The sequence below is a fragment of the Gordonia sp. NB41Y genome (assembly GCF_030718915.1).
GTDB classification, from domain to species: domain Bacteria; phylum Actinomycetota; class Actinomycetes; order Mycobacteriales; family Mycobacteriaceae; genus Gordonia; species Gordonia desulfuricans.
In genome coordinates, this window is the sequence record NZ_CP132196.1 from 2863680 (window position 1) to 2879435 (window position 15756).

The 15756-nt window shown below is 60.0% G+C and carries 12 protein-coding genes and 2 pseudogenes; 1 reads left to right on the forward strand and 13 read right to left on the reverse strand.

What is annotated here, in order from left to right; all coding sequences use genetic code 11:
- Window positions 1-4 precede the first annotated feature (4 nt).
- Window positions 5-1315 (forward strand): ISL3 family transposase, encoded by a 1311-nt coding sequence (locus Q9K23_RS12320; RefSeq protein ID WP_053778629.1) that lies wholly within the window; start codon window positions 5-7, stop codon window positions 1313-1315.
- A gap of 389 nt (window positions 1316-1704) precedes the next feature.
- Here the strand turns inward: Q9K23_RS12320 and Q9K23_RS12325 are convergent.
- From Q9K23_RS12325 to Q9K23_RS12385, 13 genes and pseudogenes are all read right to left on the reverse strand, one after another.
- A pseudogene (locus Q9K23_RS12325) lies at window positions 1705-3098 on the reverse strand (IS1380 family transposase).
- A 214-nt stretch (window positions 3099-3312) separates the two neighbouring features.
- Complete coding sequence (locus Q9K23_RS12330; RefSeq protein WP_020794550.1) at window positions 3313-4005, reverse strand: acyl-CoA dehydrogenase, C-terminal domain protein; 693 nt, start codon at window positions 4003-4005, stop codon at window positions 3313-3315.
- Between the two features lie 86 nt (window positions 4006-4091).
- A pseudogene (locus tag Q9K23_RS12335) lies at window positions 4092-5166 on the reverse strand (IS630 family transposase).
- A gap of 28 nt (window positions 5167-5194) precedes the next feature.
- On the reverse strand, window positions 5195-5626 hold the full coding sequence (locus Q9K23_RS12340) for an acyl-CoA dehydrogenase family protein (RefSeq protein ID WP_053776053.1): 432 nt from the start codon (window positions 5624-5626) through the stop codon (window positions 5195-5197).
- Window positions 5623-6450 (reverse strand): hypothetical protein, encoded by an 828-nt coding sequence (locus Q9K23_RS12345; RefSeq protein WP_305950135.1) that lies wholly within the window; start codon window positions 6448-6450, stop codon window positions 5623-5625. The genes Q9K23_RS12340 and Q9K23_RS12345 overlap by 4 nt, the downstream gene beginning before the upstream one ends.
- Entirely contained in the window at window positions 6447-7496 is a 1050-nt protein-coding gene (locus tag Q9K23_RS12350) for an ABC transporter substrate-binding protein (protein WP_160319564.1), read from the reverse strand. The genes Q9K23_RS12345 and Q9K23_RS12350 overlap by 4 nt, the downstream gene beginning before the upstream one ends.
- A gap of 4 nt (window positions 7497-7500) precedes the next feature.
- The gene (locus Q9K23_RS12355; RefSeq protein ID WP_053776054.1) at window positions 7501-9162 is read right to left on the reverse strand and encodes an ABC transporter ATP-binding protein; all 1662 of its coding nucleotides are present in this window, start codon (window positions 9160-9162) and stop codon (window positions 7501-7503) included.
- Between the two features lie 36 nt (window positions 9163-9198).
- Window positions 9199-10062, reverse strand: a complete 864-nt coding sequence (locus Q9K23_RS12360) for an ABC transporter permease (RefSeq protein ID WP_020794359.1) — start codon at window positions 10060-10062, stop codon at window positions 9199-9201.
- Window positions 10059-11021 carry an ABC transporter permease gene (locus Q9K23_RS12365; RefSeq protein ID WP_053776055.1) on the reverse strand — a complete coding sequence of 321 codons (963 nt, stop codon included), beginning with the start codon at window positions 11019-11021 and terminating at the stop codon, window positions 10059-10061. Before Q9K23_RS12365 ends, Q9K23_RS12360 begins: the two co-directional genes overlap by 4 nt.
- Window positions 11022-11094: 73 nt before the next feature.
- Window positions 11095-12636, reverse strand: coding sequence for an ABC transporter substrate-binding protein (locus Q9K23_RS12370; protein WP_305950136.1), 1542 nt, complete (start codon window positions 12634-12636; stop codon window positions 11095-11097).
- Between the two features lie 171 nt (window positions 12637-12807).
- The gene (locus Q9K23_RS12375) at window positions 12808-13245 is read right to left on the reverse strand and encodes an acyl-CoA dehydrogenase family protein (protein ID WP_315971972.1); all 438 of its coding nucleotides are present in this window, start codon (window positions 13243-13245) and stop codon (window positions 12808-12810) included.
- A gap of 20 nt (window positions 13246-13265) precedes the next feature.
- Complete coding sequence (locus tag Q9K23_RS12380) at window positions 13266-14576, reverse strand: ISL3 family transposase (RefSeq protein WP_305950137.1); 1311 nt, start codon at window positions 14574-14576, stop codon at window positions 13266-13268.
- Between the two features lie 99 nt (window positions 14577-14675).
- Window positions 14676-15380, reverse strand: a complete 705-nt coding sequence (locus Q9K23_RS12385; RefSeq protein ID WP_152972922.1) for an acyl-CoA dehydrogenase family protein — start codon at window positions 15378-15380, stop codon at window positions 14676-14678.
- Window positions 15381-15756: the final 376 nt, after the last annotated feature.

Consider the following 15756-nt stretch of genomic DNA (forward strand, 5'->3'; position numbering starts at 1 on the left):
ACCCATGACGCAGCGTAGCGCTCTTGCCGACACGATTTGCCGCACCATCGAGTTGGGGGTGACGATCACCGACGCCGCCATCGACGGCGAGGACCGTACCCACTTGTTTTGCCAGCTCCTGGACCCGAAGAAGAGCTGCCCGTCCTGCGGGCAGGCGGGTCGGCTGCGTGATCATGTCGACCGCGAGGTCGCCGATCTACCGATCGTCGGGCACCCGACCCGGCTGCACCTGACGGTGCCCCGCTACACATGCGGCAACGACGCCTGCTCGACGTCGGTGTTCCGCGCCGACCTGAGCGCGATCGTGGCCCCGCGGGCACAGGTCACCCGCCGCACCACCACCTGGATTCTGCGGTCGATGATCTGCGACAAAATGTCGGTCACCGCGGCGGCGGCCGCGGTGGGATTGAGCTGGAACACCGTCAACACCCTGGCGTGTGAGGCGGCCCGGACGCTGGCCGCAGCACCCGCACGCCTCGCCGGCGTCCGCGTTCTCGGAGTCGATGAACACAAATGGAAACATGTTCGAGGCCAGGGTGATCCGAGTTTCGTGACCGTCCTCGTCGACCTCACCCCGATCGTGGACGGCACCGGGCCGGCACGCTTGGTGGACATGGTCGCCGGCCGGTCGAAAGCCGCGTTGACCGACTGGCTCGACGCTCGCGATCAGGCGTTCCGAGATCGTATCCGGGTGGTCACGATGGACGGGTTCACCGGCTACCGCACCGCCACCGCAGAGTCCCTCGACAAGGCACGCGCAGTGATGGACCCGTTCCACGTCGTGCATCTGGCCGCGGAGAAACTCACCCTGTGTCGTCAACGAGTGCAACAGGATACGTGCGGACACCGGGGACGGTCCGGGGATCCGCTCTACGGTATCCGCCGTACCCTGCTGACCCGGATCGGGCTGCTCACCGACAAACAGAAGACCCGGCTACGCACGGGTCTGGACGCCCACGACGAGCATGTGGCGGTGGCCATCACCTACGCGATCTATCAGGACCTGATCGACGCCTATGACCAGCCGAACAAGCGGGACGGGAAGATCGCGATGTACAAGTTGCTCAAACGCATCCACACCGGCCTACCGGCCGGCCTCGCGGAGGTGGCTCAACTCGGACGGTCGTTGTGGGCCCGACGTGCCGAGATCCTCGCCTACTTCGATACCGGCGCCTCCAACGGCCCCGTCGAAGCCATCAACGGGCGCCTCGAGCACCTCCGGGGTATCGCGCTCGGGTTTCGCAACCTCACCCACTACATCTTGCGGTCGCTCATCCACTCCGGCCAACTCGCAGAAAGCCTGCGCGCACTCTGAATTAGGAAGAGCCACTGAACGTCGTTGACACCGAGGCAACCAAACCGATTCTGTCGGTGGCCGAGGCAAGCGCCGAAACCAGAATCACCGGGTCCAACCCCCACACGATCCCGGCCTCCGGCGGAAACTGGGGAACCAGAGAGTCGGCAAGGAAGAATGCGTCGAAATGAGCTCGTTCGGCGACCTTGGCGACACGCACGAAGTGGGCCAGTTCTAGCCTCGATGTTTCGTCGGGGGTCGCCCGGTGTTTGAGCGGGCCCGGAGTGGTGGTCTGAGGACCGAATTCCGGGTGTGGCCGTGTGGTGTTGTCCGAGGCGTCGGTGTGCGTCGGGTTTCACGGCCCCGAGGTGTGACGTCCTTTCTGGTTCGAAGGTTGGTCGGTCTGGTGGTCAGGCCGGCGCTGGAAGTGCTGCAAGCCTTGCTATCCCGTCGAGTAGCAGATCGACGTGCGGAGCGTGGGTGGCCATCTTCATGCGGGTTCGCCGGGCGTGGCGGCTGATCTTGGCTGCGATCGAGAACACGCGGTGGCGCAGTCGCTTGGGTTCCCACCGGCGAGCAGGATGATCGGTGAACGCGAGCATCTGCGTCCAGGCAATCAACTCGCAGGCGAGCATCACGATCGCGCACCAGATCCGGTTCTGATCGAAGCCGTGCAGCCGAAGATTCGTCAGGCCACAGTCTTTGGCGGTACGGACCCGGTCCTCACATCGAGCCCGCCGCCGGTGACGCAGCTCCAGATCAGCGAGTTGGCCACGGACGGTGTTGGTGGCGAACGCGGTCAGCCGCAACCCATCACGGTCGGTGAACCGCAATTGCGCACCCGGGTGCGGCCTCTCTTTACGGACGATCACGCGCATCCCCTGCGGCCAGCCTGATAGGTCGATCAGCCCGGTCAACTCGGCTACCCACGCTCCGTCGCGTTGCACGCCGTCGGCATCATAGGCCGGGGTCCACGCCTCGGGACTGATCCGGTCAGTCACGGCCGCGGTGGTCTCGGTCAGCCCGAATCCCACCGAATAGGCCAGGTGCCGGCGGGTGAGATAGCCGAGGAACTCGTGGGTGCCGCCGGCCGAGTCGGTGCGCACCAGCACCGACTCGCCGACCCGATACCCCTGCACCGTCGGTAACTGCTCGAGTGCGGCGGCGGTGACCGTGATGTGATCGGCGGCGGTGTCGGCGCCGGCGTTGCCGGGCCGCAATTGGATCGCCAGGGGTTCGCCAGTGCCCTCGCTACCGTGATCGACAAACGCACACAGCGGGTGGAAACCGAACCCGCGCTTGTAGGTTGGTGCCGCATCCTGTTTCTCCGAGTGCGCGGTCACCAAGGTTGCGTCGAGATCGACGATCAGCGGATCGCCAGTATCGGCGTCATGATCGGGGCGGTGGTGCCGGCTGCTGACCAGCACCCTGCCCGGGCAGCAGCGCGGGCGGAGTTGATGGCCGTCAATGCCGCTGGGGCGTCGGCGGCCAACGCCGAGATCAGTCGTGACACCGTGGGGTCGGAGGCGACCTGACCGAATACCGCGGGGTTGGCGCGCAGTTGGTTGATGTCGGCCAGACAATCACCGCCGATCGCGACCGCCACAGCCAGAACGGTGATGATCTTGCCCGGATCGTGAGTGGCCAGCGGTTTGCGCCACGGCGTCAACGCGTCCGATAAACCGGTGGTCAGGCCCGTTTTCTCGGCTGTCCGCAACAACACCGCGGCGCCGGCCTGCGACACCACCCCGGTTCCGGTGCCATCTGCAGACAGCACGGGGTAGGGCGACGTAGACTTACTCACCTGAATGGTGCTCCTCGATCTGGTCCGATTGATGACTTCGCAATCTCAATCATCCCAGGTCAGGGCACCATTCCTCACTCACGACACGAAATCAGCGTGAAAGCACGAGGCTAGCGCTCCGGTGGGCCCGCTGGAGCTTCGCTGCCACGCAGCGGGTACAATACCCACCCCGAGAACATTTACTGCCAGATGCAGTTGTCTGCTTCCACTCATCTCATACTCCCAGCTCGATCGATTCGCCGAATCCGCTGATTTCTTGTAGCTGTCCCCCTGCAGTCGTGAACTCTCCAGAAAGCACCAATGCACCCACGTCACGGATTCGTTGCGTCACAGAATCATGCAAGGTGTGCACCCGGGCATTGCGCCAGAGCCGATCCACAGCGGGTTCATCGAGATCGGCGAATCCGCCGGCCAGGTACTCCTCGGCGATCGAGGTGGACAGCTGATAGGTCGCTGCCTTCGCCAGGTTGACGGCTGCATGAGCACGAACCACGCGGCTGACCGTTTGGTCAGACCCTTCAGACCCCTCCTGCACGGCCGCGGTGACCAGTCGGCCTGCGGTGCCAAACGACGCCGCAGCGGTGGCCACCTTGACCGACCAGGAGTTCAGGAATCGAGGAAGGGTCGCATCGAAATCCTTCAGGCGATCGAGAATTCCCTCGGCGGCACCCAACTCCAAGGCAGCCATGAGTAGTTGATTTCCCGCTGCTTGGGCCGCGGCCAAAAGCTGCGGACCTTGCCCACCACGGAACACCAAATACTCAGTGTCCACCTCCACGCCATCAAAGCGCGCTGTGCCACTCTTGGTGGCCCGCTGCCCGAAAGCGTCCCAGTCGTCCTCGACAAGCACTCCCGGGGCATTTCTGGGGAGGTAGGCCACCCCCACACCGATGTCGGGAACGATCACATGGACAGGAATCCAGTCCGCCGACAGTGCTCCCGTGGTAAAGACCTTTACCGAGGTGAGTCGATACCGTCCGCCGTCAGTGGGTTCTAGTGGTTCGTTTCTGAAATTGTTTGACGGTTGGCCTTTTTCAGGATTTCATCGGCGGTCTTCGTCCAGACGAATGGATGTTTCCGATTGTTCCAGCCGGTGATGAATTGCCGGATCTTGGCGTTGAGGTCGGTGACGCTGGTGAAGATGCCGCGGCGGATCGCTTGTCGGTCGATGATCGCGAACCACACCTCGACCAGGTTGAGCCAGGAACCCGAAGTCGGGGTGAAATGGGTGTGGAACCTCGGGTGCGCCTGTAGCCAGGCCCGTACTTCGGGGGTCTTGTGGGTGGCGTAGTTGTCCATGACCACGTGCAGTTCCTGGTCAGGGTAGGCGCGGTCGATCTGCCGGAGGAACGACAGGAACTCCTGGCGCCGGTGTTTCGGCTTGACTGCTGCGGTGACTTGTCCGGTCGCGATCTCCAACGCGGCGAACAACGTCGTCGTCCCGTGACGCTTGTAGTCATGGGTACGTCGTTCCACATCACCGGGCCGGACCGGCAGCATGGGGGCGGTCCGGTCCAACGCTTGGATCTGGCTTTTCTCGTCCACACACAGCACGATCGCATTGTCTGGTGGGGCCAGATACTCCCCCGACCACGTCGGTGACCTTGGCTACCAACTCCGGGTCGGTGGAGAACGTGAATGTCTCGGCTCGCCAGGGTTGTACCCCGTAGGCCCGCCATGCCCGGGCCACCGTGGCGTTACCGATACCGAGGTGCTCGGCCAGCAACCGTGAGGACCAGTGGGTGACCCCGTACTTCTTCGGTGGTGGCTTCAGAGTTGCGGTGATGATCCGTTCGGGATCGACATGTCGGGGTCGCCCGGACCGAGGGGCATCGTCGAGACCGCATATGCCTTGCTGGATATAGCGTTTACGCCACTTCCATACCGTTGTCGTGGTCGTTCCGGTTGCGTCCGCGATCCGTGCGTTCGCGAGCCCGTCAGCGGCCAGCAACACGATCCGGGCACGCAACGCCAGGCCCGAAGAGATCGTCGTGGCACGCGTCCACGACAACAACACATCCCGATCACCATCCCGAAGGATCAATGCTGGGGCCGGAGAATTCGCCATGCGGCAATTCTCACAAATCCACAAGAATTTAGGAACTAACGACACGAACCACTAGTTGAGCCAGTAACGTCCGCTCACCATCTCCACCGAACTCTGCCAAGGCATTTCCAAAGCGCTTACCGTGCAGCACTTCCTGATAAAGATAGTCACGTGTCTGCGGGATCGCCGAGCCCAGCACTTCGACGAAGTCGAAGTGGTTTTGCACGGTCTGAGCAAGCGATAGATCTGCCCGTGCGAGAATTCGAAACACCTCTGCGAGATCCCTCGGGCCGATCGCAGCACCTCCGTGCGATTGCGGAATCGTGATACCGAGCAGCCCCGACTCGCTGAGCACCCTCAGCTCCGACGTCGGTGATTGTCCGTCGATATCACGATCGGCTGCGGTTTCGCTCCATGTGTTGGCAACCTCCTGCGCGACGTCCAGCGCCTCCGACGCAGAGACCAGAACTGCAACACTCATCGTAGTGACGCCCTCTCCTCGATAGTGACTCGACCAGTGGTAACCCAGTTCCGACGATGTGCGGCAAACGCTCGCCAATAGTTATCGAGTCCTAAACTGCGAGTTGCATACCGGGCCCCCACAACGGTGAACCCTGACGTGATGGTCGGCGCCAACTCCTCGTCGAGAATCGCGCCAATAGCACCCGCGATATGACTGGCCTCCACCCCGGCAGCCTCACCCGCATCAATGATCTCGGCCGCCCGAAAGATCAGACCGTCGAGCGTTTGGAACACCCCCGTGTAACGACCCAAGAATTCGGTGATATCAGCACGCCAGTTGGGAGTACCACCACCCTGCACGTAACGATCTCGACGGAGTTCGGTGATCCGCTTGATGAAACCGTCGACCAACCCCAGCGCAATCGACGCGTCGTGAACAAGCAGTTCAAGGGCTGCACGAGGTCCCGCAGCCGCCTCAAGCAACGGAGACCGCGTGCTCACCTCGACCAGATCCGGTCCTGCCAAGCTCGCGGCCACACTGACCTCACCCACCTCGCGGATATCTATCTCACGGCTGCTCAACTGATCAACGATGATGAGCCGCTCCGCACCGTCGTCCCAGCGTGCTGTCTCAATGAGCCCACTCCACCTTGGTCCGCCATCGGCGTCGACCTCCGGGCGTCGATCCACCACGATTCCGCCCAGCAGTTGCTGAGAACGGCTCAGCGCTGCAGGGAGTCCTTTGCGTGCCTTTTCAAAAAGTTCGGCGGCCTGGTCGGCAATCCCGACACCTGCAGTCGATCCGCGCAACGCCCATCCCACAACATCGACAACGTCAGTCATAGCTGACCACCGAACTCGACAAGCGCCTCACGCAGCAGATCGAGCCGCAAAAATCCATCCAGATCCACTGGTGCAGCGATGAATCCATTCTGCGCAAGAAACTCGTTCTGGGCGGCCAAGGCACGGACGCTGACCTCATCGGCGTCTAGCACAACTTGGGTTGCGAGATCTCCGGGGAATGCTTCGTCGACCAGATCCTCTGGCAACCCTGCCTCCAACGCCACAATCCGTCGGGCGCTATCACGGTTGTCTCGTATCCAACGCGGGACACGCAAGATCTGATCGATCCACGCACGTACCAATTCCGGGTGATTCTCGACGAGAGCACCACTGGCAGTCAGCACAGTGGGTATTCCGTTGTTGATGGCAGGTTGTTTACCCTCCGGCGCCAGTTCGATGATCGGCCGCAGCCCCAAAACGTGGCGTACCAGGGCATTCGAGGCGTTCTCAGAGAAGATCGCGTCGACCTCACCGCGCAGTAGAGCCGCTGCCTCCTGCCGCTGGAAGCCACCCTCACTAAGTGGACTTCGGGCCAACCCCGGATGTGATTGGCGAGATTTGTCCTCGCGGAACCTTCCTGGAACCGTGACATCGACGAGTTCGACATCTGCAAACGTCAATCCCGCCTTCTGCAGGCCAGCTTCGAAACCCCGCAGGACGGTTGGTCGCCAAAAGTCGAGCTCGTCGTCGGCACGTAGCGGGATGCCCAAGCGCTTCCCGCGCAGGTCTTCGACATCAAAGATTTGAGAATCGGGGTCAACGAGAATTCGATGCGAGATATGCGGCCAGGAGAACCCCAGGACGACTACGTCAGCGCCTCTTGAACGCGCAACCAGCGGAGGGATGTTGCCACCCTGTCGGAGAGAATTATCGACAGTGTGGCTGAAATGCGACCGTCGAATCTCCGCGTCATCTGATGTCGCCAGATCAGTGAGTGTTACGTCGCGTTCGCCGAATACCTGAGCCAGCTCGCCCCGTGCAAGCGATATTCCAGAGGCCGTGGGAACCGGGCACCGGGTGTACCAGATATTGTCGATCTCAGACATGCTGTCACCTTTCTGTTGTGTCAAATGTCGAAGAACCGCCGACTGCCAACGCGGCGCGGCGAATACGGGAACCAGGAATAGCATCGAGCAACTCACGTGTGTACAGCTGCTCGGGATTGTTGAATATCTCTGCTGTAGTGCCATTTTCGACGATGCTCCCATGGCGGAGCACGATTACTCGGTCGGCTACGGCCCGGACCGTCGCAAGGTCATGCGAAATAAATACATAGGTCAGGCCAAGTCTTCGCTGAAGATCATCGAGGAGTCCAATGATCTGTTCCTGCGTCACCACGTCGAGCGCGCTGAGCACCTCGTCCAGAACCAGGATCCGCGCGCCGGTCAGCAAGGTGCGTGCCAACACCACGCGCTGGCGCTGTCCACCAGAGAGTTGCGCCGGACGCGATCGCAACAGGTCAGACGGCAGCGCCACCCAAGACAAGACCTCGGCGATCCGCTCGTCCGCATTGCCGCGAAATCCAGCTGCACGCAGAGGCTCTCGTAATGACTTGTCAACCGATAGCCGCGGATCCAATGATAGCCAGGGATTCTGATGCACATATTGGATATGTGACCAGGTCTTGCGCAGTGATCGACGGTTGCTCGGGTCTACCAATTCGCCGCCGACCCGAACGGTACCTGAATCCGGACTTATCAAACCCACCATGATACGACCGAGAGTTGTTTTTCCCGAACCGCTCTCACCGACAAGAGCAACTGTCTGGCCATGGTGAACCGTCACTGTGGCATCTGTCAATGCCGAGATCAGGCCCTGCCGCGAACGTTCCTGATATGTCTTGGTCAGACTCTCTGCGTAGATCGCAATCTCGGAATCCACACCGGCGCCGGCTTCCCCAATGTGAGTACGATCTTCGGTGACCGAGCGCATCAACGTCTGGGTGTAGGGCTCAGTAGCACCACCGATGAGGGTCTCCACTGTGCTGTCCTCGATCAACCGACCGCGATAGACCACAATGGAACGAGACGAATAATCGGTGGCCAGTGCGACGTCGTGAGTGATCAACACGATTGCCGTTGATGTCGAAGCCGCGAGATCGCTGAAGACGTCCATGACCCGCTTCTGCACTGTCACATCAAGTGCCGACGTGGGCTCATCGGCGATCAATAGCTTGGGCCGCAGCGCAAACGCCATGGCGATCAATATCCGCTGCTTAAGTCCGCCGGAAAGCTCATGCGGATACTGAGCCAGTCGCGACTCGGGACGATCCACACCCACTCTCTCGAGTAGTTCTATCGCGGTGGCCCTGCGCTCCGATGCTCGCGCTCGCCCGGTGAGGCCTCCCCGAACGAGTACCTCCGATATCTGGCGCGCCACGCTGACCAGCGGGTCCAGCGAGGCGGCCGGGTCCTGCGGCACCAATGCGACATCAACGCCTCGAAGTGTCTGGAACTGCTTGTCGGCGAGCCCGACCACCTCGCGTGAGTCGAGTTGGACACTACCCGATACCTCGGCGTCGCTTGGCAGCAAACCGAGTAGTGTCGCGGCCAATGTCGACTTGCCCGAACCGGACTCACCGATGATCGCTACGAACTCTCCGGCGTCAACCGTGAAACTCACATCAGCCAGAGCTGCCTGCGCGCTGCCCCGGTAACGGACCCCGAGATCAGTGACCTTCAACAGCGGCGAGTTGGAAACCGGTTCTGTCATCGGGCAACCGATCGGCATTGTGGGCTCGTAAACATGTCAGAAGTTGCCCTTCTCCTCGATCACCGAACTGATCCGGTTGAACGCCAACACCACCAGGACCAACACCAGACTGGGTAGAAGCGAGATCCACCAGGCGTTCGCGAGGTAGCCACGGCCGTCTGAGATGATGACCCCCCACTCAGGAGTAGGAGGCAGAGCGCCGTAACCAAGGAATCCCAAGGCTCCGATTGACAGCACAGCATTTGCGAATTCGATTGCCAACAGCGCGACTACAGGACCAGCCGAGTTGGGCAACACATGCCGGAACATTATCGACCAATATCCCGAAGCCACCAATGCGGCCGCCTCGACATACTCCGACTCACGCACCTCCAGCACCCGTGATCGGGCAAGTCTGGTAAACACCGCGATCGAATGCACGCCGATTGCGACCGCAATTTGCACGACACCCGGCCCAAACGCCGACACCAAGCACAACGCCACCAGGATCGCAGGGATTGCCAGGAGCACCTCAACGATCCGCATGACAACCGACTCGATCCACCCTCCCGCGGTGGCCGCAACGACTCCCAAGATAAGACCGCCAAAGAGCCCGATCACGATTGCGATCGCCGCGCCGCCGATAGTCTTCGAAGCGCCGTAGACCACTCGCGCATAGACATCGCGTCCTTGATGATCAGTGCCGAACCAATGCGCCGAACCAGGGGGCTGCAAGCGCTGCACGGTCGTCCCGTCGATCGGGCTATAAGACGTGAACAGCCCAGGCCAACCCAACCAGCCAATGACGATCAACACCACAAGCCCGCTGGCGATCAAGCCGATGAGGCTCAGACTCACACTCGGCCGCTGGATATTTCGGAGAGCGGTGGTCCATTTTCCCTCGGTCGTCACGACACTCATCGCCTGCTCCCCACGGATCGGTGGGCGAGCCTCACCCGCGGATCGATCACGGGATACAGCAGGTCGACCGTCAGGCTCAGCACAACGTAAGCCAGCGCCACCAACACGACGAATCCCTGTATGAGCGCAAAATCCTGATCAGTCACCGCCTTCTCCAACACACTTCCGATTCCTGTTCGCCCGAAGACCTTCTCTACGACTATCGCGCCGGTCAACAAGAATCCGACTACCAAAGCCACCATGGTCAAGATCGATGCGGCGGCATGTTTAAGGATGTGGTTGAAGAAAATCTTGGTCCGTGACAATCCTTTTGCTCTGGCGACAGTCAGGAATGGCTGCCTCTGCACATCGCGAAGCGCTTTGAGCGCTACCTGGCAGATCGGCGCACTGACTCCGATCCCCAACACCAACGCCGGAACAAACTCTGAAACAAACGACCCGCCAGGATAGAGCGGCAATATTCCGAGACGGAAAGACAGAAACTGGATACACAGTATTCCAAGACAAAAGCTCGGTATCGAGTTGAAGATCGCGGGCAGCTGCTCGGTGCCGGCCACCAGCCATGTGCGCGCGCTGGTGGCCGATATCAGTAGAACTACGAATGTGATGACCAATGCGACGGCCAGCGCGCTCAAAGCCAGTGTCAGCGTAGGTCCGATAACCTCGAAAATCCTCTGTCCGACCGGCTTCGAATCCGACAGTGAATATCCGAGGTCTCCTGTCAACACACCAGCAAGCTGTGAAAAGTACCGGACGACTGCAGGTTTGTCGTACCCGTAGTAACTCTTGATCGCATCAACGGTGGATGCCGGCACGGAAGCGCCGTTGGTGATCCGGGTCAGATACGCCGTGATGGGATCAGAAGGAAGAAGCTCGATACCGATGAAGGTCACGGTGTATGCCAACCACACCACGACAACACCTTGCCCAACCCGTCGAGCGAGATATCTCTTGTCCACGCTTCTTCCTTCTGCTCCTCACCAGACATGGCGCCAAGCCGGAATCACAATGAAACCGACCGACTCACGGCAATCAGTTGGTGAACTCCGCGCCATGAAAATCTGGATAGGTGGCGCCGGTAAACCCAATTTTCAGTTTCTCCGATCCCGCAAATACCTGAACCTCGGGATACGTCGGTATCACATAGGCCTTATCAGTAACCGCGACTTTATTAAGCTCTGCTCGAATCTGTCGCTGCTCGACGGGGTCAGTTGATGCCTGCTCACGCTCGGCAAGCGCACGCAGTTCAGGATCGGCGTGGAAGATGATCGACTCGCCATTTACATTCGTGCCACCAAAGAGCGTGGCGGTACCGCCGTAGTTCCACTGCCGCATCGGGTGCAGCGGAACTTGTGGATTGGTCGACGCCTCCCTTGAAAACTGCACATCACCCTTGCGGATCACCAGTTCGGCGCCGAGTTCCTTACGCCAACTCTGCGCAATCGCCTCCCAAATCGGCAGCGAAGCCGGCGACTGAGTCTCATCATCAGTGGTCAATGACAACCGCTGGCCATTCTTGGTCCGGATTCCGTCAGCACCGGGCACCCAACCGGCCTCATCCAAGAGCGCCCGAGCGCGCTCAGGGTCATATGGCACCGTTACGTCAACACCTTTTTCACTCTTGGTGTAAATCCCATGTGGCGCGCTGTACGAGCCTGTCGTCAAGTCCTTGAGTACCGTGTTCACATCGGCACCCAACTGAAGTGCTTTACGAACTCGCACGTCAGAGACGACCTCGTTGCCCGGGCGGAATGCACCGAAGTACGCCGTCAATTCGACCCCAGGAACAGGGTAAATGGTCTTTCCTGCGTCTGCGAGCGTCTTCTCGTCATCGGGCGAGATAACCCGCGCCAGATCTGCCTGACCAGAAGAAACCGCACCGGAGCGGGAGCTGATCTCTGGTACCGCCTTGATCCTGACGCGTTCCACGTGAGCGGCACCCTGATTGGCCGCTCCCTCGGGAGCCCATGCGTAGTCATCACGACGTTTGATGACGATCTCTTGGTCGGGCGTTTGCGACTCGAAGACGAAGGGCCCAGCACCGACTAGGTTTTCGATCTTGGACTGTTCCTCGAGAGACAGATCCAGGTTCTTCTTGGCCTGGAGTCCATAGAAGATGGACGATGTCGCATAGAGGAATGATGAGAAAGGCTGCTTCAGATACACTTTGACGGTACTGCCGTCAACTGCTTCGGCACGATCGTAATCGCCGGTGTAGATATTCTTGATGATCCCGCGGGCCTCATCACCGTTTCCCCACAAGTCAAAGTTCTGTTTCACCACCTCAGCATCTACCGGAGTGCCGTCACTGAAGGTGACGCCATCCCGTATATGGAAGGTGAACTCGGTAGCATTATCGTTTTGCTCAAACTTGTCTGCAACCCATCCAACCAGCTTTTCATTCGCCGCATCGTAGTATGTGAGACGTGCGAGCAATGAATTTGCAATGTTTCCTGCCGTATACGACGGTATGGCTTGAGTTTGCCAATTAGATATAAATGCGACGTCGGCAAACACTATCTCGTTGTCGGCGCGCGTCGTACTACTTGCACCCGAGCAAGCAGTGATTCCCATCGCGACAGCGAGCGTAATGCCGGCGAAAATACGCCCAACCTTCACTTTAGCCTCCAGCTATTGGCCATGGATTTGGCTCCCTATACTTCAGCGGTAATTGTCTATATAACTAACATCGCAAGGCGCGGATGTTATTAGATCCGGACGTCTCCAAAAAGCGTCGCCGATCGATCAGAAGAATCCGTTATCAGGAAATGGTGCTCCTGTGGATAAATACCTGCCCACCGCCACAGCCTTGTAGCTCGTAGGGTTGTGCAACGTGAGCGTCCGGATATTGCGCCAGTGCCGATCCAGGTTGACTTCCTGCGATGCTGCGGACGCGCCGCCAACCTCGAAAATACCGCTGGACGCCTCGAGTGCTGAACGGTCGAGAGCGATCTTGACCTGCGACGTCCGCAGCACCGCCACATCGACTAGCCTTTCCCATTCTGGCGCTCCAGTTGCCTCGTTTGCAATCTCGATCGCCCGTGCGGCATCGAGAACCAAGGCACGCGCGGTATTTGCATGGGCGGAGATGGTTCCGACCTGTTGTTGTATCACCGCTTCGTCGAGTGGAACCGCTGTGTCACCATGCGAGAAGTTTCTACTTCTCTTTTTCAGATAGTCGATTGAATCCGGCTCTTCCTAATTCAGAGTGCGCGCAGGCTTTCTGCGAGTTGGCCGGAGTGGATGAGCGACCGCAAGATGTAGTGGGTGAGGTTACGGAACCCGAGGGCGATGCCGCGCAGATGCTCGAGGCGCCCGTTGATGGCTTCGACTGGGCCGTTGGAGGCGCCGGTGTCGAAGTAGGCGAGGATCTCGGCCCGTCGTGACCACAACGAACGCCCGAGTTGGGCCAGCTCTGATAGTCCGGCGGGCACGCCGGTCTTGATCTTCTTGAGCAGCTTGTACATTGCGATCTTGCTGTCCCGCTTGGTGGGTTGCTCGTAGGCATCGATCAACTCCTGGTAGATCGCGTAGGTGACCGCAACGGCCACGTGCTCCTCGCGGGCATCGAGGCCGCCGCGCAGCCGAGTCTTCTGCTTGTCGGTGAGCAACCCGATCCGGGTCAACAAGGTGCGACGGATGCCGTAGAGCGGATCCCCGGATCGACCGCGATGCCCGCACGTATCTTGTTGCACGCGTTGACGACACAAGGTCAATTTCTCCGCTGCCAGATGCACGACGTGGAAGGGGTCCATCACCACACGCGCCTTGTCGAGGGCTTCGGCAGTGGCGGTGCGATACCCGGTGAACCCGTCCATCGTGACCACCCGAATCCGGTCGCGGAACCCCTGATCCCGCGCGCCGAGCCAGTCTTTGAGCGCGGCTTTGGAGCGGCCGGCGACCATATCCAGCAACCGGGCCGGGCCGGTTCCATCCACGATCGGGGTGAGATCGACCAGGACGGTCACGAAATTCGGATCACCCTTGCCGCGAACGTGTTTCCACTTGTGCTCATCGACCCCGAGGACCCGCACACCGGCCAACCGGGCCGGTGCAGCAGCCAGCTTCTTGACCGCGGCCAGGGCGAGGGTGTTGACGGTGTTCCAGCTCAACCCGACCGCAGCCGCGACGGCCTTCACACTCATCTTGTCGCTGATCATCGCTCGCATGATCCAGGTGGTGGTGCGGCGGGTGACCTGCGCCCTCGGCGCCACGATGGCGCTGATGTCGGCACGAAACACCGACGTCGTGCAGTCGGTGGTGGCACACACATAGCGCGGCACCGACAGGTGCAGCCGGGTCGGATGCCCGACGATGGGCAGATCGGCGACCTCACGGTCGACATGATCACGCAGCCGACCCGCCTGCCCGCACGTCGGGCAGGTGTTCTTCGGGTCCAGGAGCTGGCAAAACAAGTGGGTACGGTCCTCGCCGTCGATGGCGGCATCGGTGATCGTGACGCCGAGTTCGATCGTGCGGCAAATCGTGTCGGCAATAGCGCTACGCTGCGTCATGGGTCCTGTTGGTGTTCGGATGGGTGTGTGAGAGCTTTCATCTTCACACCACAGGACCCGCCACGAGCCCAGCGGCTCACCACCGAATCGGACCTACATCTAGTGGACTCGCACACCCATTCGGGCACTCTCAATCAGGAAGAGCCTTGAATCCCTCACAGCACGCTCGAGGATTCCAGCAATAAGAGCATGGATATAGAGTTGCAGGAAAGCGAATCTGGTGGTCTTCCACGCGCTCACTGTCTGGTTGGATACAGATTTGATATCAGCTTCAGGGATTCGCACTGACTCGAACCTGGTAGTGCCACTACCAGTCCTTCTTTGGCCGATCCCATCCCAATCATCGATAACTACCACGCCATCGCGTGTCACCGGTATGACAAGCTCGAATATCGAGTCATGACCTTCTGGCTGGCGGTATAACGCGGGGACAGAAATGTAATCTGCAAAAAGTGTACCGGTGCTATAGTACTTTGCGCCGTTGAGCACGTACTCACCATCCGTGCGCACCACCTCCGTGGCGTATCTTTTAGCGCCGACAGCTCCAGTCAACTCGGACGTCGCATTAGCGAATATCTTCGCTTCGGCAGGAAGAGAAATCCAACGCTCACGCTCACTCACCGGCAGCTTACGCAACTCTTCAATGAACGAGAAATGACCCCGAAATATGTGTGCGACAACAGGATCCGCCGCAGCCAAGCCAATGATCACTTCGAACAATTCTGTCAGCGTGGCTTCGCTTTGCCCACCGGTTCTCGCAGGTAAACGCAGGCTCAGCAATCCGCTCGCCGCAACCTCTTTCACCTCATCGAAGGGGTTGACATCCTCGCGTTCTCGCTGCGCCGATCCTGGCGAACAATCCGCCGAAGTCCTTGTCGATGGCCATCATCGTTGACACTCATTCGGCGCGCCAAATGAGTGCATCCTCCTGTTCGTCAGACTCGCCCGAGGTTCCTGCATATCCGGGTTGCTCTTGTGGTAGTGATATCGGATTTGCTATTGCCAGAGCAGCTGGCATGGCTTGCCCGGAGTCCTGCAGCTGGAGGCCGAAGTGACCACGCCATGGCCGATCGTGCTTGTCGACAGCCAACGGGAACCTTAGTACCGCTATTCACTACACCGCGATCATTCAGCCCATCGTGGTCATATGTGAGCTGGTCGCACTTCTCAGGTAGCACCC

What these genes read in the sequence shown, in the direction of transcription:
- Q9K23_RS12320 (WP_053778629.1), top strand. Translation starts at nt 5, where the DNA reads ATGACGCAGCGTAGCGCTCTTGCCGACACGATTTGCCGCACCATCGAG.
- Q9K23_RS12340 (WP_053776053.1), bottom strand. Translation starts at nt 5,626, where the DNA reads ATGAGTGTTGCAGTTCTGGTCTCTGCGTCGGAGGCGCTGGACGTCGCG.
- Q9K23_RS12345 (WP_305950135.1), bottom strand. Translation starts at nt 6,450, where the DNA reads ATGACTGACGTTGTCGATGTTGTGGGATGGGCGTTGCGCGGATCGACT.
- Q9K23_RS12350 (WP_160319564.1), bottom strand. Translation starts at nt 7,496, where the DNA reads ATGTCTGAGATCGACAATATCTGGTACACCCGGTGCCCGGTTCCCACG.
- Q9K23_RS12355 (WP_053776054.1), bottom strand. Translation starts at nt 9,162, where the DNA reads ATGACAGAACCGGTTTCCAACTCGCCGCTGTTGAAGGTCACTGATCTC.
- Q9K23_RS12360 (WP_020794359.1), bottom strand. Translation starts at nt 10,062, where the DNA reads ATGAGTGTCGTGACGACCGAGGGAAAATGGACCACCGCTCTCCGAAAT.
- Q9K23_RS12370 (WP_305950136.1), bottom strand. Translation starts at nt 12,636, where the DNA reads ATGGGAATCACTGCTTGCTCGGGTGCAAGTAGTACGACGCGCGCCGAC.
- Q9K23_RS12380 (WP_305950137.1), bottom strand. Translation starts at nt 14,576, where the DNA reads ATGACGCAGCGTAGCGCTATTGCCGACACGATTTGCCGCACGATCGAA.